At 63.6% G+C, this 25,028-nt stretch carries 17 protein-coding genes, 2 tRNA genes and 3 rRNA genes; 16 read left to right on the top strand and 6 right to left on the bottom strand.

The window, feature by feature from the left end; translation table 11 throughout:
- The first annotated feature begins 23 nt into the window (after positions 1 to 23).
- Complete coding sequence (locus I1E95_RS05275; protein WP_197166067.1) at positions 24 to 1,202, top strand: GNAT family N-acetyltransferase; 1,179 nt, start codon at positions 24 to 26, stop codon at positions 1,200 to 1,202.
- A 22-nt stretch (positions 1,203 to 1,224) separates the two neighbouring features.
- Positions 1,225 to 1,647, top strand: a complete 423-nt coding sequence (locus I1E95_RS05270; RefSeq protein WP_197166065.1) for a DUF4346 domain-containing protein — start codon at positions 1,225 to 1,227, stop codon at positions 1,645 to 1,647.
- An 8-nt stretch (positions 1,648 to 1,655) separates the two neighbouring features.
- Here I1E95_RS05270 and I1E95_RS05265 read toward each other — a convergent pair whose 3' ends face one another.
- Positions 1,656 to 3,260, bottom strand: a complete 1,605-nt coding sequence (locus tag I1E95_RS05265) for a B12-binding domain-containing radical SAM protein (protein WP_197166063.1) — start codon at positions 3,258 to 3,260, stop codon at positions 1,656 to 1,658.
- A 141-nt stretch (positions 3,261 to 3,401) separates the two neighbouring features.
- On the opposite strand from I1E95_RS05265, the gene I1E95_RS05260 reads away from it, so the two are divergent.
- A complete protein-coding gene (locus tag I1E95_RS05260) occupies positions 3,402 to 3,494 on the top strand; it encodes a cytochrome B6 (protein ID WP_197166061.1) in 93 nt (30 codons plus the stop codon).
- Here the strand turns inward: I1E95_RS05260 and I1E95_RS05255 are convergent.
- A complete protein-coding gene (locus tag I1E95_RS05255; RefSeq protein WP_197166059.1) occupies positions 3,471 to 4,709 on the bottom strand; it encodes an MFS transporter in 1,239 nt (412 codons plus the stop codon). The two genes, I1E95_RS05260 and I1E95_RS05255, sit on opposite strands and share 24 nt — an antisense overlap.
- A complete protein-coding gene (gene rimO / locus I1E95_RS05250) occupies positions 4,706 to 6,139 on the bottom strand; it encodes a 30S ribosomal protein S12 methylthiotransferase RimO (RefSeq protein ID WP_231594879.1) in 1,434 nt (477 codons plus the stop codon). Before rimO ends, I1E95_RS05255 begins: the two co-directional genes overlap by 4 nt.
- 113 nt (positions 6,140 to 6,252) lie before the next feature.
- On the opposite strand from rimO, the gene I1E95_RS05245 reads away from it, so the two are divergent.
- The gene (locus I1E95_RS05245) at positions 6,253 to 7,089 is read left to right on the top strand and encodes a BtpA/SgcQ family protein (RefSeq protein WP_197166057.1); all 837 of its coding nucleotides are present in this window, start codon (positions 6,253 to 6,255) and stop codon (positions 7,087 to 7,089) included.
- Positions 7,086 to 8,006, top strand: a complete 921-nt coding sequence (locus tag I1E95_RS05240) for a vitamin K epoxide reductase family protein (RefSeq protein ID WP_197166048.1) — start codon at positions 7,086 to 7,088, stop codon at positions 8,004 to 8,006. Before I1E95_RS05245 ends, I1E95_RS05240 begins: the two co-directional genes overlap by 4 nt.
- Before the next feature lie 19 nt (positions 8,007 to 8,025).
- On the opposite strand, the gene nadB is transcribed toward I1E95_RS05240, so the two are convergent.
- From nadB to I1E95_RS05225, 3 genes are all read right to left on the bottom strand, one after another.
- Positions 8,026 to 9,720, bottom strand: coding sequence for an L-aspartate oxidase (gene nadB / locus I1E95_RS05235; protein ID WP_197166046.1), 1,695 nt, complete (start codon positions 9,718 to 9,720; stop codon positions 8,026 to 8,028).
- 62 nt (positions 9,721 to 9,782) lie between these two features.
- A complete protein-coding gene (psbU, locus tag I1E95_RS05230) occupies positions 9,783 to 10,160 on the bottom strand; it encodes a photosystem II complex extrinsic protein PsbU (RefSeq protein WP_197166045.1) in 378 nt (125 codons plus the stop codon).
- A gap of 176 nt (positions 10,161 to 10,336) precedes the next feature.
- The gene (locus I1E95_RS05225) at positions 10,337 to 10,975 is read right to left on the bottom strand and encodes a DUF3120 domain-containing protein (protein ID WP_197167130.1); all 639 of its coding nucleotides are present in this window, start codon (positions 10,973 to 10,975) and stop codon (positions 10,337 to 10,339) included.
- Positions 10,976 to 11,196: 221 nt separating this feature from the next.
- On the opposite strand from I1E95_RS05225, the gene I1E95_RS05220 reads away from it, so the two are divergent.
- The 11 genes from I1E95_RS05220 to I1E95_RS05170 all read left to right on the top strand — a co-directional run bounded on the left by I1E95_RS05220 (position 11,197) and on the right by I1E95_RS05170 (position 25,025).
- A complete protein-coding gene (locus tag I1E95_RS05220; RefSeq protein ID WP_197166043.1) occupies positions 11,197 to 12,069 on the top strand; it encodes an undecaprenyl-diphosphate phosphatase in 873 nt (290 codons plus the stop codon).
- Between the two features lie 46 nt (positions 12,070 to 12,115).
- Positions 12,116 to 13,504: a TIGR03279 family radical SAM protein gene (locus I1E95_RS05215; RefSeq protein ID WP_197166041.1), complete on the top strand. Its 1,389-nt coding sequence runs from the start codon at positions 12,116 to 12,118 to the stop codon at positions 13,502 to 13,504.
- Positions 13,505 to 13,569: 65 nt separating this feature from the next.
- Entirely contained in the window at positions 13,570 to 15,288 is a 1,719-nt protein-coding gene (locus I1E95_RS05210; RefSeq protein ID WP_197166039.1) for a TolC family protein, read from the top strand.
- Between the two features lie 66 nt (positions 15,289 to 15,354).
- Entirely contained in the window at positions 15,355 to 16,764 is a 1,410-nt protein-coding gene (locus I1E95_RS05205) for a BCD family MFS transporter (protein ID WP_197166038.1), read from the top strand.
- A complete protein-coding gene (locus I1E95_RS05200) occupies positions 16,761 to 17,567 on the top strand; it encodes an inositol monophosphatase family protein (protein WP_197166037.1) in 807 nt (268 codons plus the stop codon). The genes I1E95_RS05205 and I1E95_RS05200 overlap by 4 nt, the downstream gene beginning before the upstream one ends.
- Positions 17,568 to 18,310: 743 nt before the next feature.
- Positions 18,311 to 19,796: ribosomal RNA gene (locus I1E95_RS05195) — 16S ribosomal RNA — on the top strand.
- Positions 19,797 to 19,993: 197 nt separating this feature from the next.
- Positions 19,994 to 20,067 (top strand) — tRNA-Ile (locus I1E95_RS05190).
- A 9-nt stretch (positions 20,068 to 20,076) separates the two neighbouring features.
- Positions 20,077 to 20,149, top strand: a tRNA-Ala gene (locus tag I1E95_RS05185).
- A 501-nt stretch (positions 20,150 to 20,650) separates the two neighbouring features.
- Positions 20,651 to 23,526: ribosomal RNA gene (locus tag I1E95_RS05180) — 23S ribosomal RNA — on the top strand.
- A 116-nt stretch (positions 23,527 to 23,642) separates the two neighbouring features.
- Positions 23,643 to 23,759 (top strand): 5S ribosomal RNA (rrf, locus tag I1E95_RS05175).
- Together the 16S, 23S and 5S rRNA genes with 2 tRNA genes alongside form the textbook arrangement of a ribosomal RNA operon.
- A gap of 219 nt (positions 23,760 to 23,978) precedes the next feature.
- Positions 23,979 to 25,025 (top strand): YihY/virulence factor BrkB family protein, encoded by a 1,047-nt coding sequence (locus I1E95_RS05170; protein ID WP_231594878.1) that lies wholly within the window; start codon positions 23,979 to 23,981, stop codon positions 25,023 to 25,025.
- The last annotated feature ends 3 nt before the right edge of the window (positions 25,026 to 25,028 follow it).

The raw sequence follows: 25,028 nt of genomic DNA, 5'->3' as shown, positions 1-25,028 counted from the left end.
TTGCGCCCACGTGTTTCTTCGCCATGGCTGAGCTGCAGGCCCGCTGGCACCGGGCCATGGCGGAGATTCCGCGGGAAGCCTGGCAGGAGCTCACGGGACCGGCGGGTCTTCCGTTCTACGGCTGGCCCTGGCTGCAGGCCCTGGAGCGCTCCGGCAGCATCGTGCCCCGCCAGGGCTGGCAGCCCTGCCACCTGAGCCTGTGGCGCCAGGAGCGACTGATTGCCGTCGCGCCGCTCTACCTCAAGGGCCACAGCTACGGAGAATTCGTCTTCGATCAGTCCTTCGCCCAGCTCGCCGGTCAGCTGGGTCTGCGCTACTACCCGAAGCTGGTGGGCATGAGCCCGCTCAGCCCTGTGCAGGGCTATCGCTTTCACATCGATCCCAGTGAAGACGGGTTGGAAATCACAGCCCTGATGCTGGATCTGATCGATCGCTTCTGCCGAGAGCAGAAGATCTTCAGCTGCAACTTTCTCTACGTCGATCCCGACTGGCAGCCGGCTGCCGAGGCCGCCGGCTGCGCCACATGGCTGAATCAGCAGAGTCTCTGGACCAACGACGGTTTCAGCGGTTTCGAAGATTATCTGGCTGGTTTCAATGCCAACCAGCGACGCAACATCCGCCGGGAACGGCGCTCGATCGCAGCGGCCGGCCTGCAGGTGACAGCCCTGGCGGGTTCCGGGATTTCCGCCGCCATGCTGAGGCAAATGCACCAGTTCTATGCGCAACACTGCAGCCGCTGGGGGGCCTGGGGCAGCAAATACCTCAGTGAGGAGTTCTTCCACGTGGATGCCCTGGAGCTGCGGGAGCATCTGGTTCTGTTCAGCGCTCACCGGGGAGATCCCCACGAGCCGGTGGCGATGTCGCTGTGCGTGCGCCATGGCGAGTTCCTCTGGGGCCGGTACTGGGGCAGTGATCGGGAGATCGAGAATCTGCATTTCGAGGTGTGTTACTACGCCCCGATCGAGTGGGCGATCGTGCAGGGCATCCGCGGCTTTGATCCAGGGGCTGGCGGCAGCCACAAGCGGCGCCGGGGATTTCTGGCCGTGCCCAGGGCCAGCCTGCACCGCTGGCAGGATCCGGGCTTCGATCGGCTCCTGCGCCGCTGGCTCCCCGAGGCCAATGCGCAGATGCTCGAGGAGATCGAGGCGGAAAATGCCGAGCTGCCCTTCAGCCGAAGGGAGCTGCCCCTGGGCGCCTGCTGAGGCGGCTGCTTACGATCTGGGTATGGATCAGCTAGCCCCCACCACGACGCCCTCTGCCTCGTTCCCTTCATCCCTGCAGGAGCTGCGTGCCCTCGATGAACGCCTGTCGCAGCGCTCGATCGATCTCGACCCCTCCGGGTACGTGCTGATCAGCCTGGATCGTGAGCGTGGGGAGCTGGTGGCGGAGCTCTACAGCAACGGCATCAATGCGCGAGGCCTGGCCACCGACCCAGACACCGGTGAAGTGCTCAGCTGCCGTGGCGGTGATCCTCGCCAGCCAGTGACCGTGTTTCGAGGCCGCACGGCCAAGGAGCTGGGCATTCTGCTCACCGAAGGACCCGGGCAGGCTCCGATCAGCCGGCTGGATCACGCCCTCTACCTCGGACGGGAGCTTCAGAAGGCCGAAGCGGCCCTGCGCTCGGGCGACTCCTACATCCAGGACTGAGGCCCGCCTCAGGCGGGCTGCAGTTCTCTCACTTCGGAGTTGGCCGGAGGGGGTTCCGGCGGCAGCGACTGGAGCTGCACCTGGATCTCCTCGGTGACGATGCTGCGGTACTCCATGAAGTGCTCGTTGTGGGCGAGCACCACCAGGAACTGCTCCAGCTGATCAGGATTCGTGCGGGCCATGGCCAGGAGGTAACGCCAGAACCGGCCTCGGGTGTCGCGGATCAGGCCCTGGCGCCAGATCACGATCAGGAGGGCGCGCACGTCGGTCCAGCTGGGGAGCTTGAAGCCGGAATGCTCGGGCTTGAGGAAGGGCTTCCAACGGGGCTTGCCCACCTTGTGGTAGTAGCTGAAGACCCGATCCATGTAGGCGTTCGGTTCATAGAGGTTGCAGAAGGCCTCCACGTATTCGTTGGCGATGTCGCGGATCGGACGGGTGGGCACGAAGTTGAGCAGGTTGGTCTGGTTGACCCCCTTGGCGTCGGCCTTGTCCTGAATCAGGCGGCCTTCCTTCTCCAGCCGATGCCAGAGGCCCGTGTTGGGCAGCGCCTGCAACATACCCATCATGGCGGCGGGAATGCCTGTGCGGGTCACGAACTCGACGATGCGGTCGCCAGCCCCGGATTTCTCCCCATCGAAGCCGATGATGAAGCCGGCCATCACCCGGATGCCGTAGGACGTGATCCGATCCACGGACTCCTCCAGGGAGCTGCGGGTGTTCTGCAGCTTTCGCGCCGTTTCCAGGCTCGCTTCGTCGGGGGTTTCGATGCCGAGAAAGACGCTGTCGAAGCGGCTCTCGGCCATCATCAGCATCATCTCGTCATCGGAGGCCAGATCCACCGAGGCTTCTGTGGCGAAGCTGAAGGGGTAGCCGTGATCGATCTGCCATTGCTTGAGTGCAGGCAGCAGCAACTTGGCGTTGCGCTTGTTGCCGATGAAGTTGTCGTCCACGAGGAAGATCGAGCGCCGCCAGCCCAGGTCGTAGAGGTATTGCAGCTCGGCGATCAGTTGCTCGGGACTCTTGGTGCGGGGCTTGCGGCCGTAGAGAACGATGATGTCGCAGAACTCGCACTGGAAGGGGCAGCCGCGGGAGAACTGCACCGACATCGAGTCGTAGGCGTCGAGCTCAAGCAGATCGAAACGGGGAATGGGGGTGCCGGTGACGTCGGGTTTCTCACCCTCCGAGCTGAAGCGTCCCTGCCGCTCTCCGCGCTCCAGGGCCTCGATGAACATCGGCAGGGTGATCTCGCCCTCATCCAGCACCTTGAAGTCGGCCAGTGCGATCTCCGGGGCATCGGGAGTGGAACTGGCGAAGGGGCCTCCCACCGCCACGGGCAGACCCCGCTGCTTGGCCTTGGCGATCTGGGCGGCCATGTCGGCTTTCTGAACGATCATCCCGGAGATGATCACCAGCTCCGCCCAGTCCCACTCGGCCTCGGTCACCTCGCGCACATTGCGGTCGACCAGCTTGAAGTCCCACTGCTGGGGCAGCAGGGCCGCCACGGTGACCATCCCAAGGGGCGGCAGCAGAACCTTGCGGTTCACAAGCTCGAGAATTTTCTCGTAGCTCCAGAAGGTCTTGGGGAACTCCGGGTAGACGAGCAGGGCGCGCATGCTGATCCGGTTCGTAGGACGGGGGACACGGGACTGGCAGGGCTTCGCCTGCCCCCGTGGCGGTTGGGCGTCAGCCTAAGGGCAACCCACGGCGGCAGGGTCGCTCTGCTCTAATGAGCGGGTTGTATTTCCGTGCTGGCCATGGCGGCAGCTCTCTACCTCGCTCTGGTGGCCGCTGGACTGGCGACAGCCTTTCTGCTCTCCACGGTCCTACGCGGCATCAAGCTGATCTGAGTCCAACGGATTCAGGCGCTGTCCCCAGCGGCTGGTGAGCTCGAGCAATCCCAGCGCAAGCCCCACGCTGCCCATCAGGGCGAAGGTGGGCTGCAGGCCCACCCTCAGGCAGAGAGCAGCGGCGATCAGGCCACTGAAGCCGCCGCCGCCGAGGAAGGCGATCTGGCCAAGGCCTGCCATCCGGCCGCGCAGCACCAGCGGAGCCCCCACCTGCAGGATCAGGCTGCTGCCCGCCAGCAGACCGGCTGTCCCCGCTCCGATCAGAAAGGTCATGGCCAGCCGGAAGGGCGCGGGCGCCGTCAGGGCCATGCCCAGTTGGGCGAGGCTGGTGATCACGCAACAGCTGCCCAGCAGCAGCGAGGGACGTTCACTCAACCACTGGCTGCGACGTTGAAGCAGCAGCCCCCCGCTGATGCTTCCGGCCGCCAGCACGCTCGTGAACCAGCCCAGGGACTGGGGCGATGGCCCGAGCACCTGCGCGGCGATCAACGGGGCCAGACCGGGATGGAAGAAGACCGCCAGGCAGGCCATTCCGGTGAACACGAGCACGTGGCGCAGGCTGGCGCCGCATCCCCGCCAGGCGGTGGCCAGGGTTGAAGCGCCGCCGCTCCCGCTGCGCCGCTCCATGCTGAGGTCGGGCTGCAGCAGCCAAAGCACCGTGGCGACCGGCAGCAGGTAGGAGGCCGCATCGATGGCCAGGGCCGTGGCGGGTCCCGTCAGGGCGAGCAGCAACCCGCCGATCGGTGGACCCACCAGCTTGCCGACGTTGAACACCACCGAGAAGGAGGTGAGGTAGGGGGCCAGTTGAGCCGGTTCATCCACCAGCAGGGCGCAGTACTTGTTGCGGGCGGTGAGCTCGAAGGAGCTGGCCAGGCCCACCACCAGGGTGCTGAGCAGCAGCAGGATCACCTGGGCAGCTCCGGCCAACAAGGGGATGGCCACGGCCCCCAGGGCGGCACCGGACACCAGGCCCCACTGGGAGCGGATCAGCACCCGCTCACAGCCGATCCGGTCGGTGAGAACCCCGGCGCTGCCGCTGGCCAGCAGGCTGGGCATCGCCAGGGCTCCGAAGTGCAGGGCCAGCAGCAGTGGATTGCTGGTCTGGTCCATCAGGATCCAGCCCTTGGCGGTAAGCCCGGCGAAGGAGCCGGCGGTGCTCAGCCCCGAGGCGATCAGAAAGGTCGTGCGCTGGTTGCGGCGGATCCAGTGCCTCAACCCCGGCCCTCGCGCCCCGCCAGTGCCTCCTCCACCATGGCCCGGGCACCCACCACCTCGCCCTGGAGGTCATAGGGGGTGGAGGCCGTGAGGCGCACCGGCACCATGGTTCCGGGGGAGGCGCAGAGGCCGCCGGGACCGGGGCTCACCCGCACTTCGCCGTCCACGTCGGGAGCGAAGCGGGCACAGCGGCCGATCATCTCGCCGCTGCTGGGGTTCTCCTGCTCGATCAGCACATCCACGATCCGCCCCACCCAGCTGGCATTGCGCCCGGCCGCGATCGGCTGTTGCGCGGCCATCAGGCGGTTGCGGCGCTCGATCGCCACCTCGGCGGGCACCGGATTCGGCAGCTCCACCGCCGCGGTGCCGTCTTCCGGGGAGAAGGTGAAGACCCCGACATGGTCGAAGCGCTGCTCCTCGACGAAGCGAAGCAGATGCTCGAAGTGGTCCTCGGTTTCACCGGGGAAGCCCACGATGAAGGTGGTGCGCAGCACCGCATCGGGCAGCTGGTCGCGGATGCGTCCCAGCAGATCGGTGGTCACGCCGGTCTGCCAGGGGCGGTTCATGGCCCGGAGGACGTCGGGATGGCTGTGCTGGAGCGGCAGATCGAGGTAAGGAAGCACATTGGGCACCTCGCGGTAAGCGCGCAGCACCTCAGGGGTCAGACCGGTGGGGTAGGCGTAATGCACCCGGATCCAGGGAATCTCCACCTCCCCCAGGGCCCGCAGCAGCTCCGCCAGCTGGGGCTTGCCGTAGAGGTCGAGGCCGTAGTTGGTGGTGATCTGGCTGATCAGGATCAGTTCCTGCACCCCCTGGGCGGCGAGCTGATGGGCTTCCGCCACGATCGAGTCGATCGTGCGGGAGCGTTGGTCGCCCCGGAGCCTGGGGATGATGCAGAAGGCGCAGCGGTAGTCGCAGCCTTCGGCCACCTTGAGAAAGGCGACCGCCTCGGAGGTGGTCCGGTAGCGGGGCAGATGCTCGTCGCCCACGAAGGTGGGCACGTCGCTGACCCGGTTCACCCGTTCACCCGCCTCCACCCGCTCCAGCACGTCCACGATGTGCTGGTAGTCGCCGGTGCCCACGATCGCCCGTGCCTCCGGCAACGACTCCAGCAGCTCCTCCCGGAAATGCTGGGCGAGGCAGCCGGCGATGATCAGTTCCTTGCCCTGCTCCGCCAGTTCCACCAGGGTGCGCACCGATTCCTGACGGGCGTCCTGGATGAAGCTGCAGGTGTTCACCACCACCACCGAGGCGTCGCGCTCATCGGCACTGATGCCGTAGCCCGCCTGGGCGAGCAGCCCGAGCATGTGCTCGGTGTCGACCCTGTTCTTCTCGCATCCCAGGTGGGCGAAGGCCACGGTGGGACGGCCGGCGCCTGACGCCCCGGGCCGGACCGATCCTGCGGGGAAAGCTGCGCTGGCGGGAGACATGGGTGCGGGGGCCGAATACCTTGACCGCGGGTGGAACCCCCGGGGCCAATCCATCACCCTATGGGATATCCGGGTGCCACGGCCTGGTTCATTCTCCTTCTGCGGCCGACGCCATGCCCTGCCCTGGATCCCGTTGGCGTGAGCTGTTCCCCCAGCCCTGTCCGCTGATCGGGGTGATTCACCTCGGGCCCCTCCCGGGCTCCCCTGGCTGGGCCGGCGATCTGGGGGGCCTGGAGGCCGCGGCCCTCACCGATGTCGAGGCCTACCTCAGCGGTGGCGCCGATGGGCTGATTGTCGAGAACTTCGGCGATGTGCCCTTCTGGCGGGGATCGGTGCCCCCGGAAACGGTGTCCGCCATGACCCGGCTGGCCCTGGCGGTGGTGAAGGCCACGAACCGGCCGGTGGGCATCAATGTGCTGCGCAATGACGCTCTGGCGGCTCTGGCGATCGCCCAGGCCAGTGGCGCCCGCTTTCTGCGGGTGAATGTGCTCAGCGGTGCCACGGTCACCGATCAGGGGCTGATCGAGGGGGTGGCGGCTGAGCTGCTGCGCCGGCGCCGCCTGCTGGGGGCTGAATCCGTACGGATCCTGGCCGATGTGCTGGTCAAGCACGGTGCCCCGCTGGCGCCGCTGTCCATGGCGGAGGCAGTGAGTGATGTGCTCGAGCGCGGCGGTGCCGATGGGGTGATCGTCTCGGGCAGCGGCACCGGCAGACCAACCGATCCGGCGGATCTGGAGCAGGCCAGGGCCGCGGCAGCCGGGGCGCCCGTGCTGATCGGCAGCGGGGCCACTCCGCAGACGCTGCAGCGGCTGACGCCGGCCTGCGACGGCGTGATCGCCGGAACGGCACTGAAGCGCGATGGCCTGATCACGGCGCCGGTGGACCCGGAGCGGGTCTCTGCGCTGAAGCGGGTGCTGCCACAATCGGCCCAGCTTCAGCCCCTGCCGTGACCTCCACCCGCCTGAGCAGCCGCCTGAGCAGCCGTCGACGATCGGACCCAGGACTGCGCTGGGTTCGAGTGGTGATGGCGATTCTGGCCACGATCGGTGCGATCGACACCGGCGCCATCACGCTCAAGCGCTGGGGGCTGATCGGCCCGCTCAGCTGCCCCGGGGGCGCCGAGGGCTGCGACAAGGTGCTCAACAGCGTCTGGGGCAGCCTTTTCGGCCAGCCGCTCTCGCTCTTTGGTTTCCTCGCCTACGCCACGGTGCTGGTGCTGGCTGTGCTGCCACTGGTTCTGCGGGGCGAGGCCCGCTCGGCCATCGCCGAGCGCAGCTGGTGGGGGCTGTTCCTCTTCAGCGGCGGCATGGCCGTGTTCAGCCTGCTCCTGATGGGGCTGCTGGTGTTCAAGATCAAGGCCTTCTGTTTCTTCTGTGTGCTCTCGGCTGTGCTCAGCCTGAGCCTGTTCGTGCTCAGCCTCATCGGCGGCCAGTGGGACGACCGCGGTCAGCTGGTGTTTCGTGGGGTGCTGGTGGCCCTGCTGGTGGGGCTGGTGGGGCTGGGCTGGGCCGCCTCAGTCGATCGCCCCGCCGCCCTGGGCACCCGAGGCACGCCACTCCCCGTCACCAGTGTCAGCACCCCGGCCACCCTGGCCCTGGCGGAGCACCTCAGCCGATCCGGTGCGGTGATGTACAGCGCCTACTGGTGCCCCCACTGCCATGAGCAGAAGGAGCTGTTCGGCAAGGAGGCCACCGCCAAGCTCAAGGTGATCGAATGCGCCGCCGATGGTGTCAACAATCAGAAGGCGCTCTGCGACAGCAAGAACCTGGAGGGATTCCCCACCTGGGAGATCAACGGCAAGCTGGACTCCGGCGTCAAGCCCCTGGCACGGCTGGCTGAATTGAGCGGTTTCAAGGGTCAGCTCTGAGCTGACCCCGGCTCAGGTCTCAGCCGGGGATCCCGTCCAGCAACGGAGTCGTGCGGATCCCCTCACCGCGCTGTTGCTGGGAGTGGCGTTGCCAGAAGGGCTGTGGAGCCGGACAGTCGGTGCGGTAGTGGCCACCTCGGCTCTCGCGGCGGAACAGGGCAGCCTCCACCAGCAGATCCGCCAGGGTGAGCAGCTGACGCAGATCGTTGAGGGGGCGCAACCTGCCGCCGCCGCCCGGGCCCAGGGGGAGCTCATCGCCGGGCTCCAGCCGCGCCAGGGCCTGAATCCAGGGTTGATCCTCCAGCTCCCGCCGCTGCTCGCGGATCAGCCGCAGGGCCTCGCGCAGGTCCCGCTCCTGGCGCTCGACCCCCGCCACCCTCCAACAGAGCCTGCGCAGTCGCTCGATCCGGATGAGCAACTCGCTCTCCAGGGGCATGGCCCTGGAGAGCTGCGGGGGGCAGCCGCTCCCGGCCGCAGGAGATGGTGATCCCCAGGAGCGCGGCACAGGCTGCTGGTCCGGCAGGGACAGATGCCGCAGCTGCCCGGCGAAAACAAGACATTCCATCAGTGAATTGCTGGCCAGGCGATTGGCGCCATGCACGCCGCTGCAGGCCACTTCACCCACGGCATAGAGGCCCGGAAGAGTCGTGGCGGCGCCCAGGTCGGTGCTCACTCCACCCATCCAGTAGTGGGCGGCCGGAGCCACGGGGATCGGCGCTGCCGTGGGCTCCAGGCCAAGCTCACGGCAGCGCCGCAGGATCGTGGGGAATTGACGGTTCAGCCGCTCCAGTCCCACCGGGCGCAGGTCGAGCCAGAGGTGGTCGACGCCCTGGGCCTGCATGGTTCGCACCAGGGCACGGCTCACCTGATCGCGGGGAGCCAGATCGGCGCTGGCGAGGTCGGCCACTGGACTGTCGCCGTGGCTGTCGATCAGGCGCGCCCCTTCACCCCGCACCGCCTCAGAGATCAGGAAGTGGGGAGCCCCCGGCAGCATCAGGGCGGTGGGGTGAAACTGGACGAACTCCAGATCGCGGATGGCGGCCCCGGCCCGCCAGGCCATGGCCACTCCATCGCCGGTGGACTGGGACGGATTGGTGGTCTTCTCGAACAGGTGGCCGCCGCCGCCGCTGGCCAGCACCACGGCACCGGCCCTCAGCCAACGCACCTGATCGTTCTCCAGCACCTGCAGCCCGAGACAGCGGCCCTGATCGACCCAGATCTGGAGGGCCATCAGCCCCTTGCGCTGCACCAGCCCAGGGCGGCGCAGCACCTCCCTCTCCAGGGCATCCACCAGCGCGCCCCCGGTGCGGTCCTGGGCGTGGAGCACCCGCCGGTGGCTGTGGGCGGCCTCGAGGGTGGTGCTCAGGCCGCTGCCGTTGCGGTCAAAGGCCATGCCCAGCCCCAGCAACCGCTCCACGCAGGCGGGAGCCTGACGCACCAGCAGATCGACGGCCCCGGGATCGCACAGTCCCGCCCCTGCTCGCAGGGTGTCGTCACGGTGGCTCTCCAGACTGTCCTCGGCCCGGGTGACCGCCGCGATGCCGCCCTGGGCCCAACGGCTTGCGGTTCGGGGGCCGCGCTCCTTGCTGAGCAGGAGGACCTTCAGGCCGGCGGGCAATTCCAGACAGGCCATCAGCCCGGCGGCCCCGCCCCCCACCACCACCACATCCCAGATCGGGGCCAGGGGTGGTCGAGGGCGGGGTGTCGAGGGCATGGGGCCACGAAAAAAAAGCCGCCGGAGACCGACGGCTTTCGGAGGGTCGCGACTTTAGGGGTTCAGCGGTAGACGCCCGCGTTGATGCGATCGTCGCCCTCGTTCAGGGCGATCGAGGGAGGGGTCACCGTGAAATTGTCCTTGTACTTCTCGAACAGCTCCTTCTGCCGATCCGTCAGATCCAGGTTGAGCACATCGTCGATCTCCTCGTAGGGACCACCGATCACGATCTTGCCGGCCAGGGTCGGATACATGCCGGGGAACTGCTGGAAGCTGCGCACGGGGGAGTTGTTGAGATCCACCTTGCCTTCGCGAGCCGCGATCTTCTCATCGGCGACGTTGCGGAGCTCCTCGGCCTGGACCGCCGGCGGCAGGAGCAGCGACACCAGCAGGCCGGCCATCAGCACGCCGCTCATGATCCAGGCAACCAGCCGTTTCATCGAAGTTCTCCGTGGTGTGGATCGGTGAGGATCGCCGTTGGATGCAGGCCTTGACTCGGAATCGTTCCGAGCAGGGTCAGGGGCAACGCTACAGGCCGGTCGGCGGATCAATCCCCACAGGGCCAAGGCTTTTGCAGTTCTTCAATTCCCGTCCCGCAGAGCCGCTCCGCCCCCTCTCACACGAGACCACTGAGCTGAGGGCTGAACAGCGAGGCGATCAGGAAAAGACCGTCCACCACCAGGGTGGTCACCAGGGTGGAGGCCGCCAGTCGCCCGCCTGGACCCGAGCGGCGGCAGCCGCGCGCCAGCAGCGTCAGAACGAATGCCAGGCCCAGCACCAGTGCCAGCGGGGCCGGCCGCAGCACCTGCAGGGCGGCCCCGTGGAGGAGAGCGGGGGCCTCGAGGACCGGGGCACTCAACACCTGTGGCCAGAGCGGCATCACCCCAGTGAGGGCCATGGCCCCATCGGTGCAGGCGGTTCCCAGGAGTGAGGCCAGATAGAAGAGGGCCCCGCTGCGCCAGCGCCCGCTGAGGCCGGCCAGAGCCAGGGGCAGAGCGAAGGCCTCGATCGGCAGATGCCAGAGGGGATGCAGTCGGCACCATCCCCAGAAGACGCAGCCGGCCAGCCAGCTGCCGCTGAAGCCCACCAGCAGCGGCCCGAAACCGCGCCAGCGCTCAGGGCCCCGCAGCTCCAGCAGCAGCCCGACGGTCAGAATCACGGCAGTGAAGAGCGTGGCGCTGCTGGGGTGGAGGCGGACCCAGGGGGCCTGAAGGAACACCGGCACCACCACCAGTGCGGCCGCCACCACGGGCAGAGTGGCGGCCGGGGACGCTCCAAGGAGGCTCCGGCGTGGCGTGCTGGGCCTGGGCCAGTCAAGGACGAGGGTCTCGGGGACCAGGGCGGACGTGGAGGGAGTGGCGGTGGCCCCGATCACCTGGTTCTGTGAAGAAAGGTATGCAACCTTAAGGGACGCCGGAGCCTGAGCCGCGGCCTACGCGGACATAAGGTCACTGGCTCCGCCGTGCCAATCCGCGCATGGGCTCTGCCCTCTCAGCCCCGGTTCCAGGTTTTCTCGAGGCCTGCTGGCATGCCCTCGTGCTCGGGATTGTGCAGGGGCTCACTGAATTCCTGCCGATCAGCAGCACCGCCCATCTCAAGGTGGTGCCGGTGCTGCTCGGCTGGGGCGATCCGGGAGTGGCCGTCACGGCTGTCATCCAGCTGGGAAGCATCGCGGCCGTGATCGTCTATTTCCGCCGCGACCTGGCGCAGGTGCTCACAGGGGTCAGCCGGGCCTCCCGCCACGGGCAGTGGGGGGATCCCTCGGCTCGGCTGGGCCTGGCCATGGCGATCGGCACCCTGCCGATCGTGCTGGCGGGCCTGGCCATCAAGACTCTGTGGCCTGCCTACGAGAGCTCACCGCTGCGCGGCATCACCTCGATCGCCCTGGTCTCGATCGTGATGGCTCTGCTGCTGGCCCTGGCCGAGCGGGTCGGTCGCCGCACGCGGGATCTTCCCCAGGTTCGCCCGCTCGACGGTCTGCTGGTGGGGATCGCCCAGGCCCTGGCGGTCATCCCCGGGGTGTCTCGATCCGGCAGCACCCTCACGGCCTCCCTCTTCGACGGTTGGCAGCGGCCTGCGGCGGCCAGGTTCTCCTTCCTGCTTGGGATCCCGGCCATCACCCTGGCCGGGCTGGTTGAACTGAAGTCGGCCTTTGCCAGCGGCGCCAGCCTGGGCCCGATCCCCCTGGTGATCGGCATCGTCTCGGCCGCCGTGGTGTCCTGGCTGGCGATCGCCTGGCTGCTGAGCTTCCTGCAGACCCACAGCACCTGGATCTTCGTGATCTACCGGCTGGTGTTCGGCCTGCTGCTGCTGCTCTGGGTCTGGAGGATGGGCCCTGCGGCCACCTGAGGTCCACTCCCGGACCCAGACTGCGGGTCTCTGCTCCAGCCTTTCCGTGTGGAACGAACCCTCTGCGGGCTTGCCCCTGGCCCCCGCGGATTCAGTGCGCCAGCCCCAGCCTGCCGTGGTGGCGACGGTGGAGCCTGGATCGATCGGGGACGAGCTCGGTTTTCAGCCCGGCGACAGACTGATCAGCGTCAACGGGGTGCGGCCCCGGGACCTGATCGATCTGCAGGTGCTGGTGGGAGAGGAGGAGCTGAGCCTGGAGGTCGAGGACCCCGACGGCACCCGCCACAGCGTCGAGCTGGAGAAGGATCCCGATGACGGCCTGGGGCTCGCCTTCACCGAGGCCCTCTTCGATGGGCTGCGCCAGTGCAACAACCACTGCGCCTTCTGCTTCATCGATCAGCAGCCCCCCGGGCGGCGCCGGAGCCTCTATGTCAAGGACGACGACTATCGCCTGAGTTTCCTCTACGGCTCCTACCTCACCCTCACCAACCTCACTGCCGCGGACTGGGAGCGGATCGAGCAGCAGCGGCTCTCGCCCCTGTTCGTCTCGGTGCACGCCACCGATCCCGAGCTGCGCAGCCGCCTGCTGGTGAACCCCCGCGCCGGGCTTTTGCTGAATCAGCTGGAGTGGTTCGCCGAACGTCGGTTGCAGATCCATGCCCAGGTGGTGGTCTGCCCGGGGGTGAATGACGGGCAGGCTCTTGAGCGCACGCTCCTGGATCTCGCCCGCTTCGGGGCGGGGGACTGGCCGGCGGTGCTCTCCACAGCCGTCGTGCCCGTGGGGCTGACCCGCTTCCGTCCTCCAGGAGATGGTCTCATCCCCGTGGATCGCGCCTGCGCCCGGCGGGTGATCGAGCAGGTGGAGCCGCTCCAGGCCAGATTTCAGAGCTCCTTCGGCAGCCGCTTCGCCTGGCTCTCCGATGAGTGGTACCTGATGGCCGGGTTTCCCCTGCCGGAGCGCGACAGCTACGAGGATCTGCCCCAGCAGGAAAATGGAGTCGGCAGCATCCGCGCCTTTCTCGAGGCCCTGGATCAGGCCACCCGTCGCCTGCCCAGGCGCCTGCCTGAGCCCCGTCGCCTCAGCTGGGTCGTTGGCGCCCTGGTGGCCGGGGCTCTGGGGCCGGTGGTCGAACGCCTCAATGCCGTCGAAGGCCTGACCCTGCGGCTGTACGGCCTGCCAAGTCCCTACTGGGGGCAGGAGCAGGTGGTCACCGGTCTGCTCACAGGCTCCGATCTGCTGGCGGGTCTGGCGGGCCAGGAGCTGGGAGATGAACTGCTGCTCCCATCCGTGATGCTCCGCCAGGGCGAGCCCGTCTTCCTGGATGATCTCGGCCTCGAGGAGCTGCAGCTGCGGTTGCCGGTACCGATCCGGTTGCTGCAGGGGGCGGATGATCTCGTGGCCGCCTGTCTCGGCAGCCCAGCTTCAGCTCACTAAGCTCTGCCGTAGTCAAGGGTTCTGGTGTGCGTCGCTCCTTCCTCGCTTCGGCAGCTCTTGCGGGAATGGTGCTCGTCCCTGTCCTTCAGGGGGTGAGCCGGGCCCAGGACGCCTCTCCACCTCCTGCGGCTGACCAGTCTTCCCCTGCCCCTGACCAGTCGGCCCCCACCCCCTCGGCTTCACCGGTGCCGATTCCCCTGGCTCCGGAGGTCAAGGGAAACCGGCCCAAGTCGGATCCCACCGTGCTGCCACCGGCGGCCACCCAGCTCGAACCCGATCTTCAGCCGCTCGCCTCCCCTCCCTCGCTGGCGCTGCCCACCAGGCCGGCCCAGGTCAAGATCCAGCAATTGCGGCCGCTGGGGCTGCGGGACGTGGAGACCCTGGCCGAAACCAACAACCCCAGCCTCAAGGCGGTGGCCTCCCAGGTGGATCAGGCCAAGTCCAACCTGCGTGCCCAGATCTCCGCCTGGTACCCGAACATCAACCTCGCCACCGGGAGCACCTTTCCGGCACTCACCAACAACTATCGGTTTCGTTTCAACCCCGATGCCACCGGACCATTCACCACGCAGGAGTCGCTGACCAGGGGCCAGACCCTCGGCGCTGCGATGAACATCGGCATCAACTGGGACCTGATCAACCCCCAGCGGGTTCCCCAGATCTCAGCAGCCCGCGACCAGTTCGAGCAGGCTCAGAACCAGTACCTGATCGCTCTGCGCGACCTGCGGCTGCAGGCGGCCCAGGCCTATTTCACGCTTCAGTTCGCCGATGAAGGGGTGCGGATCGGTCAGGAATCGGTCCGGGCGTCGCTGGTGAGCCTCAAGGATGCCCGGGCCCGTTTCCAGGCGGGGGTCTCCACGAAGCTGGAGGTGCTGCAGGCTGAGACCCAGCTGGCCCGGGACCAGCAGCTGCTCACCAACGCCCTGGCGGAGCAGTCGGTGGCGCGTCGCAGCCTGGCCTCCCTGCTGGATCTGCCCCAGAACGTCACTCCGACCGCCAAGGAGCCGGCTCGGGTGGTGGGCACCTGGATGCCCACGCTCCAGGAGAGCATCGTGGCGGCCTATGCCTTCCGTGAGGAGCTCGATCAGGTCATCCTGCAGATCTCCATCGCCAACAGCACTGCCAATGCCGCCATCGGCGCCGTTCAGCCGTTCCTGAGCATCGTCAACACCTTTGGCTGGGACCGCAGCAATGGCCAGACCGGGGTGCCCTTCGATCGGCCGATCAACATGGGCGCCTACACCTACGGATTCGACAATTCCGTCGGCCTGAACCTGCGCTGGAATCTATTCGACGGCGGCCGCGCCGCTGCCCAGTACCGCCAGCAGAAGCAGGCTGCCGAGGAGCAGCGGTTCAATTTCGCCGATCGCCGCGACCGGATCCGGCTGGAGGTGGAAACGAGCTTCTATTTGTTGCTTCAGAACAACCGCGACATCACCACCACCTCACGGGCGGTGATCTCCTCTCGCGAAGCGCTTCGCCTGGCCAGGCTGCGCTTCCAGGCCGGCGTCACCACCCAGCGGGAGGTGGTCGACAGCCAGCGCGACCTCACCCAGGCGGAGGTGAGCTATGCCCGCGCCGTCACCGACTACAACCGCCGTCTGGCGGAACTGAGGCGCCGCACGGGTCTTGATCAGGTGGCCTTCTGCCAGCCACCCTCCCTCCCCTCGAGCAAGCCATCCGGCGATCCCACCACCCAGATTCCGATCGAGCCCCAACCGTTGTTGCCGGCCTGTCAGTCTGAGGTGCGTTCGCCGGATGGGCGCGGTCCTCTCTCTCCCTAGAGAGCGCCCGTCGGGAGATCCCTGGGGGGGACCGGATGGCGTCGTTGCCTGAACTTGCGCTCCACCATGGCCCTCTCCAGCTCGCCCCCCAGCCTCTCGATCGCCAGCACGGTGCGGCTGGGACTGTTCCAGGGGAGCCTGGGCTTTCTGGCGGTGATCTTCGCCGGCATGCTCAACCGGGTGATGATCAGTGAGCTGGGCTTTCCCGCCCTGCTGGTGGGCGGAGCCCTGGCCTTCGAGCAATTCGTGGCCCCCTCGAGGATCCTTTTCGGCCAGCTCTCCGATGCCCGGCCCCTGGGGGGACGTCACCGCACCCCCTACATCTGGTTGGGAGCCGCGCTCTTCTGTGGCCTGGCGGTACTGGTGGTGCCGGTGATCTTCCGGCTCGCCGCCGCACGGGAGCTCGGAGATGGTCCTGCCATCACCATGGGCACGGCCCTGATCTGTGCGCTCTTCGCCGCCTACGGGCTGGCGGTTTCGATGGCCACCACCCCGTACCTGGCCCTGGTGATCGACCGCACTCAGGAGCGGGAGAGGCCCCGGGCGGTGGGCATCATCTGGTGCATGCTCACCGTGGGGATCGTGGTGGGGGCGGTGGTGATCTCCAGCAGCCTCAGGGGGCTTGACGGGGTCACCGACCCGATGGTGCTGGAGGCTGTGCTCTCCCGCTTCATGGTGCGGGCGGCCCTGGCGGTGATGGGTCTCACCCTGCTGGCCACCTGGGGAGTCGAGCCCGCCACGACGGCAATCCCCGGGCCCGTCAGCGGATCGTCCGGTCAGGCCCGTGACGATTCGATCACGTTGTCTCAGGCCTGGCGGCTGATCACCTCCAGCCGGCAGGTGGTGGTGTTCTTCCTCTTCCTGGTGCTCTTCACTCTGGCTCTGTTCATCCAGGACCCGATCCTGGAGAGCTATGGCGCTGATGTGTTCTCCATGCCGATTGCCGCGACCGCGTCGCTGAATGCCTTCTGGGGGGTGGGCACCCTGCTCGGCCTGGTGCTGGCGGGTTGGTGGATCGTGCCCAGGCTGGGTAAGTACGCCACGGCCCGGCTCGGTTGCCAGCTGATTCTGGCCTCGATGCTGCTGCTGATCCTTTGCGGTCTGGTGGGCCAGGTTTCCCTGCTTCAGGCGGTGCTCCTGCTCTTCGGGCTGGCCTCCGGCATCGGCACCAACAGCACCCTGTGTCTGATGCTCGATCTCACGCTGCCGGAAGCCGCTGGCACCTTCGTGGGTGTCTGGGGCCTGGCCCAGGCCTTCTCCCGCGCGTCGGCCAAATTGCTGGGAGGCGGATTGTTGGATCTGGGTCGTGCCATCATCCCCGGCCAGGGTCCTTTCCTTCCCTATGCCCTGGTGCTGGGCACGGCCGCGCTGATCGCCCTGGCGGCGCTGCGGGTGCTGGTCGCCGTCAATGTCCACCGATTCCGCGACGACACCTCCAGGCAGCTGACCCAGGTCCTGACCACCGAACTCGGATGACCGCCACCTTCTCAGCCATTCCATCCGAGGCTCTCCGGCTCACGGATCTGATCGATGCCGTTGCCGAGAGGCAACGAAAGGATTTCGGTCATATGGCCTCGGAAGCCAAGGCCGACGGCAGTCTGATCACCGCCTGTGATCGCTGGAGCGATGAAACCCTGGTTCAGGGACTGGACCTGCTCTATCCAGGAGAGGGGGTCCTCAGTGAGGAAGGGCGCAAGCTGGTGCCCTCCACCGCCGCCTACTGGGTGGTGGATCCTCTGGATGGCACCACCAACTTCGCTGCCGGGATTCCCTACTGGGCGATTTCCCTGGCCCGCTTCGAAGGGGGTGTCCCCGTACTGGCGGTGCTCGATGTGCCTCCCCTGCGGCAGCGGATCATCGCCGTGCGCGGGGTGGGCGCCTGGCGCAACGGCAAACCCCTGAAACCACCTGGCAACGAAGCCCAGGCGGCTGGGTGTGCCTCGCTCTGCAGTCGCTCGATCGGGGTGTTGCAGAAGCTGCCTGATCGGCGCTTCCCCGGCAAGATCCGCCTGCTTGGAGTGGCCAGCCTCAACCTGGTGAGCGTGGCCATGGGCCAGACCGTGATGGCCCTGGAGGCCACCCCCAAGATCTGGGATCTGGCCGCGGCCTGGCTGGTGCTGAGCGAACTGCAGTGCCCTCTGCGCTGGCTGGTGCGCAGCCCTGAGCAGCTGAACCCCGGCGACGACCATGGCAGCACCGATTTCCCAGTGCTGGCGGCCTGCAACGCAGAGACTCTGGAGCGCTTCATGCCCTGGGCTGAAGCGCTCCTGAAGGGTTGAGCGCATACGCGGGGGAAGGTGTGGTATGTTTTTGGACTGCGCGTGAGCCGAGAGGCGAGCGCTGCAGGGCTTACGAACCAGAGGGAGGCGAGAGCCGACCGCCGGTGTTGTAAGTTTCCAAAGCGGTCGGGAGACCACCGCGAGCCACCGGAGGCCGAGAGGCTGAAGGAGGAGCACCTGGACAACTAAAAAGTTTAGGAACTGACGCTTTTGCTGCGTCGGGTTCTGAAGCGAGGGATTGAGCGATGAGCTCCTGCAAGGGAGGCATGGCTTGGATGCCGAGCTGAGGAGTCTGACGAGATAGCAGCAAAGGTGTGAGGTCCCGTCAAAAGAAACAAGCATCAGGATTTTGCTTGAATTTTGAGAGGATCACTTTCACGGGTGAGCCTGTCAATGAATGTTCAGGCAGAAGACGGTGCGACCGGATCTGAGTGATTTGGAAAGTCGTTGCACGAGCAGCTGAAAGACGTTGCGGCGGCCCGATGGATGAGTGATCGAGACTCGATTGTCAGGGGAGACCCTGGTGAGGAAAGAGCGCGAAAGGTTGTCTGTGAGGGAAGCTGTGGCTGAGGTTGGTCTGTGGTGTGATGCACTCTCGAACCCTTCTGGCTAGAAGGAGGCCTTAACTGATGACTGACGAGAGTCAGGGAATTGGGTAATGGCGGCATCATTTGCGAGGAAAATTAGCGAAATTCAAGCGAAAGCGAGAATGAGGTTAATTGGAATTTACAGGAATGATGACTACAACGGAGAGTTTGATCCTGGCTCAGGATGAACGCTGGCGGCGTGCTTAACACATGCAAGTCGAACGAGCCTTCGGGCTAGTGGCGGACGGGTGAGTAACGCGTGGGAATCTGCCCTCAGGAGGGGGATAACGGCCGGAAACGGCCGCTAATACCCCATATGCCGAGAGGTGAAACGAATTTCGCCTGAGGATGAGCCCGCGTCTGATTAGCTAGTTGGTGAGGTAATGGCTCACCAAGGCATCGATCAGTAGCTGGTCTGAGAGGATGATCAGCCACACTGGGACTGAGACACGGCCCAGACTCCTACGGGAGGCAGCAGTGGGGAATTTTCCGCAATGGGCGCAAGCCTGACGGAGCAACGCCGCGTGAGGGACGAAGGCCTCTGGGCTGTAAACCTCTTTTCTCAAGGAAGAAGACATGACGGTACTTGAGGAATAAGCCACGGCTAATTCCGTGCCAGCAGCCGCGGTAATACGGGAGTGGCAAGCGTTATCCGGAATTATTGGGCGTAAAGCGTCCGCAGGCGGCCTTGAAAGTCTGTTGTTAAAGCGTGGAGCTCAACTCCATTTCAGCAATGGAAACTACAAGGCTAGAGTGTGGTAGGGGCAGAGGGAATTCCCGGTGTAGCGGTGAAATGCGTAGATATCGGGAAGAACACCAGTGGCGAAGGCGCTCTGCTGGGCCATAACTGACGCTCATGGACGAAAGCCAGGGGAGCGAAAGGGATTAGATACCCCTGTAGTCCTGGCCGTAAACGATGAACACTAGGTGTCGGGAGAATTAACCCTCTCGGTGTCGTAGCCAACGCGTTAAGTGTTCCGCCTGGGGAGTACGCACGCAAGTGTGAAACTCAAAGGAATTGACGGGGGCCCGCACAAGCGGTGGAGTATGTGGTTTAATTCGATGCAACGCGAAGAACCTTACCAGGGTTTGACATCCTGCGAATCCCTTGGAAACTTGGGAGTGCCTTCGGGAACGCAGTGACAGGTGGTGCATGGCTGTCGTCAGCTCGTGTCGTGAGATGTTGGGTTAAGTCCCGCAACGAGCGCAACCCACGTCTTTAGTTGCCAGCATTCAGTTGGGCACTCTAGAGAGACCGCCGGTGATAAACCGGAGGAAGGTGTGGATGACGTCAAGTCATCATGCCCCTTACATCCTGGGCTACACACGTACTACAATGCTACGGACAAAGGGCAGCAAACTCGCGAGAGCTAGCAAATCCCATAAACCGTGGCTCAGTTCAGATCGTAGGCTGCAACTCGCCTACGTGAAGGAGGAATCGCTAGTAATCGCAGGTCAGCATACTGCGGTGAATACGTTCCCGGGCCTTGTACACACCGCCCGTCACACCATGGAAGTTGGCCATGCCCGAAGTCGTTACTCCAACCCGCAAGGGAGGAGGACGCCGAAGGTGGGGCTGATGACTGGGGTGAAGTCGTAACAAGGTAGCCGTACCGGAAGGTGCGGCTGGATCACCTCCTAACAGGGAGACAATAACTGATCGTGATGTCTGGCTTAATTATAGCTAGGCCATGATCCTGTCATCTCGATGGTTAATCGGTACCTCAACCGACAGAGACGAAGCCAGAGGTTGCTCCAGCGATGGGGGAACCAACGAGCTGTCGTGGATGTCTTTTCAGTTCCTAAACTTTGTCTAGGTCACCCCGCAAGGGAATCCCTGGGCCATTAGCTCAGGTGGTTAGAGCGCACCCCTGATAAGGGTGAGGTCCCTGGTTCAAGTCCAGGATGGCCCATTCGTGTTTGGGGGTTTAGCTCAGTTGGTAGAGCGCCTGCTTTGCAAGCAGGATGTCAGCGGTTCGAGTCCGCTAACCTCCACTGACCAACCCGCCCGGATCGCGAAAGCAATGGGAGAGAGCTTGTGGTGGTGATTTTAGATGATTGTACTGACGAAGGACTCTAGCTTCCTTTCAGATGACAGTTCAACCAGGATCCTGAGGAATACAGGAGTTGGTAAAGGCTGTGATTGAAAAGACGCTGGACTCCAGCAGGATCAGCCGAGAGGTTGATTGATGCGGTGTTCAGTAGAACCTTGACAACTGCATAGGTAAGTCTGTAAATAAAGCATCTCATGGATGCTTCATGAACAGCTGTAGAAACCAGTGGCTTTGGCTGCTGGGATTGAAGCTTGTTTGTGGAGCGATTCTAGAGTAGGAGCCGAGACTCCACATTGCTCCTGGTTCTTGCCGAAAGAATCAGGTTTGATCTTGTTTTCAGAGACAGCGCCAGAGGAACTGGAGAAGTCCAGCTGCTCCAAAGTTGAGGACGAATGCAAGAGAATCTGCGTACAACCGCAGCAAGGTGGTGTGGAGATAAATTGGTCAAGCTACAAAGGGCTCACGGTGGATACCTTGGCACACAGAGGCGATGAAGGACGTAGTTACCTGCGATAAGTCTCGGGGAGCTGGAAACACGCTTTGATCCGGGAATTTCCGAATGGGGCAACCCCTAGAACGGCCAGCTGAATCCATAGGCTGGCACGAGCCAACCCAGCGAACTGAAACATCTTAGTAGCTGGAGGAAAGGAAAGTAAAAACGACTCCCTAAGTAGCGGCGAGCGAACGGGGAAGAGCCTAAACCGATGGTTTCGACCATCGGGGTTGTGGGACAGCAACGTGGACCAGTGACGTTAGTGGAAGCGTTTGAAAGGCGCGCCATAGAGGGTGAAAGCCCCGTACGCGAAAACGAATCTGGCCTAGCTGTATCCCGAGTAGTACGGAGCACGTGAAATTCCGTATGAATCTGCGAGGACCACCTCGTAAGGCTAAGTACTCCTGTGTGACCGATAGCGCAACAGTACCGCGAGGGAAAGGTGAAAAGAACCCCGGGAGGGGAGTGAAATAGAACATGAAACCGTGAGCTTACAAGCAATGGAAGCCCGACTGATCGGGTGACCGTGTGCCTGTTGAAGAATGAGCCGGCGACTTATAGGCACTGGCAGGTTAAACCGGGAATGGTGGAGCCATAGCGAAAGCGAGTCTGAATAGGGCGATCGTCAGTGTTTATAGACCCGAACCCGGGTGATCTAACCATGGCCAGGATGAAGCTTGGGTGATACCAAGTGGAGGTCCGAACCGACTGATGTTGAAAAATCAGCGGATGAGCTGTGGTTAGGGGTGAAATGCCAATCGAACCCGGAGCTAGCTGGTTCTCCCCGAAATACGTTGAGGCGTAGCGTCTAGTGCTATAGCAGGGGGGTAAAGCCACCGTTTCGGTGCGGGCTGCGAGAGCGGTACCAAATCGATACGAACTCTGAATACCCTGTGTGAAACTAGGCAGTCAGACTGTGGGGGATAAGCTCCATGGTCGAAAGGGAAACAGCCCAGACCGCCAGCTAAGGTCCCCAAATCAATGCTGAGTGATAAAGGAGGTGGGATTGCCCAGACAACCAGGAGGTTTGCCTAGAAGCAGCCATCCTCAAAGGAGTGCGTAATAGCTCACTGGTCGAGCGATCCTGCGCCGAAAATGAACGGGGCTAAGCATTGTACCGAAGCTGCGGATTTAACTTGTTAAATGGTAGGGGAGCGTTCCATGTGGGGTGAAGCGTTAGCGTAAGCGGGCGTGGACTGCATGGAAGTGAGAATGTCGGCTTGAGTAGCGAAAACATGGGTGAGAATCCCATGCCCCGAAACCCTAAGGGTTCCTCCGGCAGGCTCGTCCGCGGAGGGTTAGTCAGGACCTAAGGCGAGGCCGAAAGGCGTAGTCGATGGACAACAGGTCAACATTCCTGTACCTGTCATGTTTTGGGAAGGGGGACGGAGAAGGCTAGCCCAGCCAGATGTTGGTTACTGGTTCAAGCGTTCGAGGTGTTGAGGGGTGGTGAAAACACCCTGAGCTGAGGCGTGAGTACGAGCTGCTACGGCAGCGAAGTGGGTGATGTCAAGCTTCCAAGAAAAGCCCTATACCCGTTAAGGCATGACGGCCTGTACCCGAAACCGACACAGGTGGGGTGGTAGAGAATACCGAGGGGCGCGAGATAACTCTCTCTAAGGAACTCGGCAAAATGGCCCCGTAACTTCGGGAGAAGGGGTGCCACCGCAAGGTGGTCGCAGTGAAGAGGCCCAGGCGACTGTTTACCAAAAACACAGGTCTCCGCTAAGTCGCAAGACGATGTATGGGGGCTGACGCCTGCCCAGTGCCGGAAGGTTAAGGAAGCTGGTCAGCGCAAGCGAAGCTGGCGACTGAAGCCCCGGTGAACGGCGGCCGTAACTATAACGGTCCTAAGGTAGCGAAATTCCTTGTCGGGTAAGTTCCGACCCGCACGAAAGGCGTAACGATCTGGGCGCTGTCTCGGAGAGAGGCTCGGCGAAATAGAATTGTCTGTGAAGATGCGGACTACGTGCACCCGGACAGAAAGACCCTATGAAGCTTTACTGTAGCTTGGTATTGTGCCCGGGCTCTGAATGCGCAGGATAGGTGGGAGGCTTTGATCCATTGCTTGTGGGTAATGGTGAGCCAACGGTGAGATACCACTCTTTCAGAGCTAGGGTTCTAACCTTCACCCGTTATCCGGGGAGGGGACAGTATCAGGTGGGCAGTTTGACTGGGGCGGTCGCCTCCTAAAAGGTAACGGAGGCGCGCAAAGGTTTGCTCAGGCTGGTTGGAAATCAGCCGACGAGTGTAAAAGCAGAAGCAAGCTTGACTGTGAGACCAACAAGTCGAACAGGGACGAAAGTCGGCTTTAGTGATCCGACGGTTCTGAGTGGAAGGGCCGTCGCTCAACGGATAAAAGTTACTCTAGGGATAACAGGCTGATCTCCCCCAAGAGTTCACATCGACGGGGAGGTTTGGCACCTCGATGTCGGCTCATCGCAACCTGGGGCTGAAGTCGGTCCCAAGGGTTGGGCTGTTCGCCCATTAAAGCGGTACGCGAGCTGGGTTCAGAACGTCGTGAGACAGTTCGGTCCATATCCGGTGCATGCGTAAGAACATTGAGAGGAGTTCTCCCTAGTACGAGAGGACCGGGAGGAACGCACCTCTGGTGTACCAGTTATCGTGCCAACGGTAAACGCTGGGTAGCCATGTGCGGAGAGGATAACCGCTGAAAGCATCTAAGTGGGAAGCCCACCTCAAGATGAGTGTTCTCATGGCTTAAGCCAGTAAGGTCACGGGAAGAACACCCGTTGATAGGCTCTACGTGGAAGCGCAGCAATGTGTGAAGCGGAGGAGTACTAATAGACCGAGGGCTTGACCAACACTTGGCCTTGCTCAAGACGAGCATGAGCTGCGGAGTTTGCAGACAGAGGAGGCGAAAGCCAAATCAGTTACCTATGTAGTTCTCAGGGATCACCTGAGAGCGAACAGATTCTTTCCTGGTGTTCATGGCACTGTGGCCCCACTCCGATCCATCTCGAACTCGGTTGTGAAACGCAGTAGCGGCGACGATAGTTGGAGGGTAGCTTCCTGCAAAAATAGCTCAATGCCAGGATAAAACAATCTGAACGCTCAATGATCACTCCAGCGCAGCTGAGAGGAGATGAGAGAAGCCACCTGCGGGTGGCTTTTTTTATGGCCGGGGCCTTGTCCTTTCTGTGAGTGGTCGCTGCAGTGATCTCCGGCAGCCTGCAATGGAGCTCAGCCAAGGGTCACATGCCGTCCTGGCAGGGAGCGTTTAGGCTGATCTTGATTTCTACCTGCTTGGCACGACGTGGATGCTTCGGAGGCCGATCAACAACGGATTGATCGTGCCGGGAAGCGCCTGAAGAGGTTTGTGCGCCGGTTGTGGTGGTCTTGCCGACTCTGGAATCATTTTGATTGCGTTGATCTGAGTGCAGCTTTTGCGTATCACACACTTCAATCTTTTTTTCCGATTCTCCTGATCATTCTTGCTCTGGCCAGTTGGATCCTGGGGCGGGATGATGGCCTGACCAGTCAGATCCTTGATTGGACCTCACAGCTGTTGCCGGAATCGGCTCAACGGGTCGTGCAATCGACTTTACTTCAACTGTATCGGCAAAGGGGTGGAGCCGGCTTTCTTGGTGTGGCGGTGTTGTTGATCACCGCAAGTAATGCCTATCTCAGCCTGCAGCGAGGCACTGATCATCTCTGGTCCTTGCGCTTCAAGCGTCAATTCCGGACTCGGATAGCTGAGGCACCGCTGCCCGTTTTGCAGAACGTGGTGCTTGTGGTCAGGCGTTTCCTGATGTTGCGTCTGAAGGCCACGATGTTCCTGTTGGCTGTGGGAACCTTGTTCGTGATGGATCAACTGACCGTCAACCTACGCTTCATGGGGTTTGAGACCTGGCGAGGTCTGACGGCAGCTCCTCTTGCCTGGCTGTATCACTACCTGTTTCCTGTTTCAGCCCTGGTTGATCTGTTGGTGTCTTTGTTGGTTGCTTCGTTGGTGTCTCTTGGCTTATTGCGATTGTTGCCCTCTCGGAGAATCAGTTGGCATCTGCTGTTGCCCGGTTCAGTTCTCGTTGGATCTGCATACACACTGTTGAACCTGGCCGTCGGTCGAAGCATCGTGTCTCTGGGTACACGATTCCAGGCCTATGGCTTGATCGGTGGGGTCCTGGTGCTGACTCTGTGGGTCTGGCTACTGGGTCTGATCTACTATTTCGGTGTGGCCTACAGCGTGGTGTTGGCCACCTCAGGCTCAATGACCTCTGAGTGCTTTGACCTCGGAGATGGTCTCACTCATGATGTCTTTACTCAGGTCTCTCCCCCTGACAGGGGGGATCCCAGGGGGTGACCC

The sequence above is a fragment of the Synechococcus sp. CBW1107 genome, from assembly GCF_015841355.1.
In the GTDB taxonomy this organism is placed as follows: domain Bacteria; phylum Cyanobacteriota; class Cyanobacteriia; order PCC-6307; family Cyanobiaceae; genus Regnicoccus_A.
Note: the sequence above shows the minus strand (reverse complement) of the source record. Positions and strands in the feature narration are given on the sequence as shown.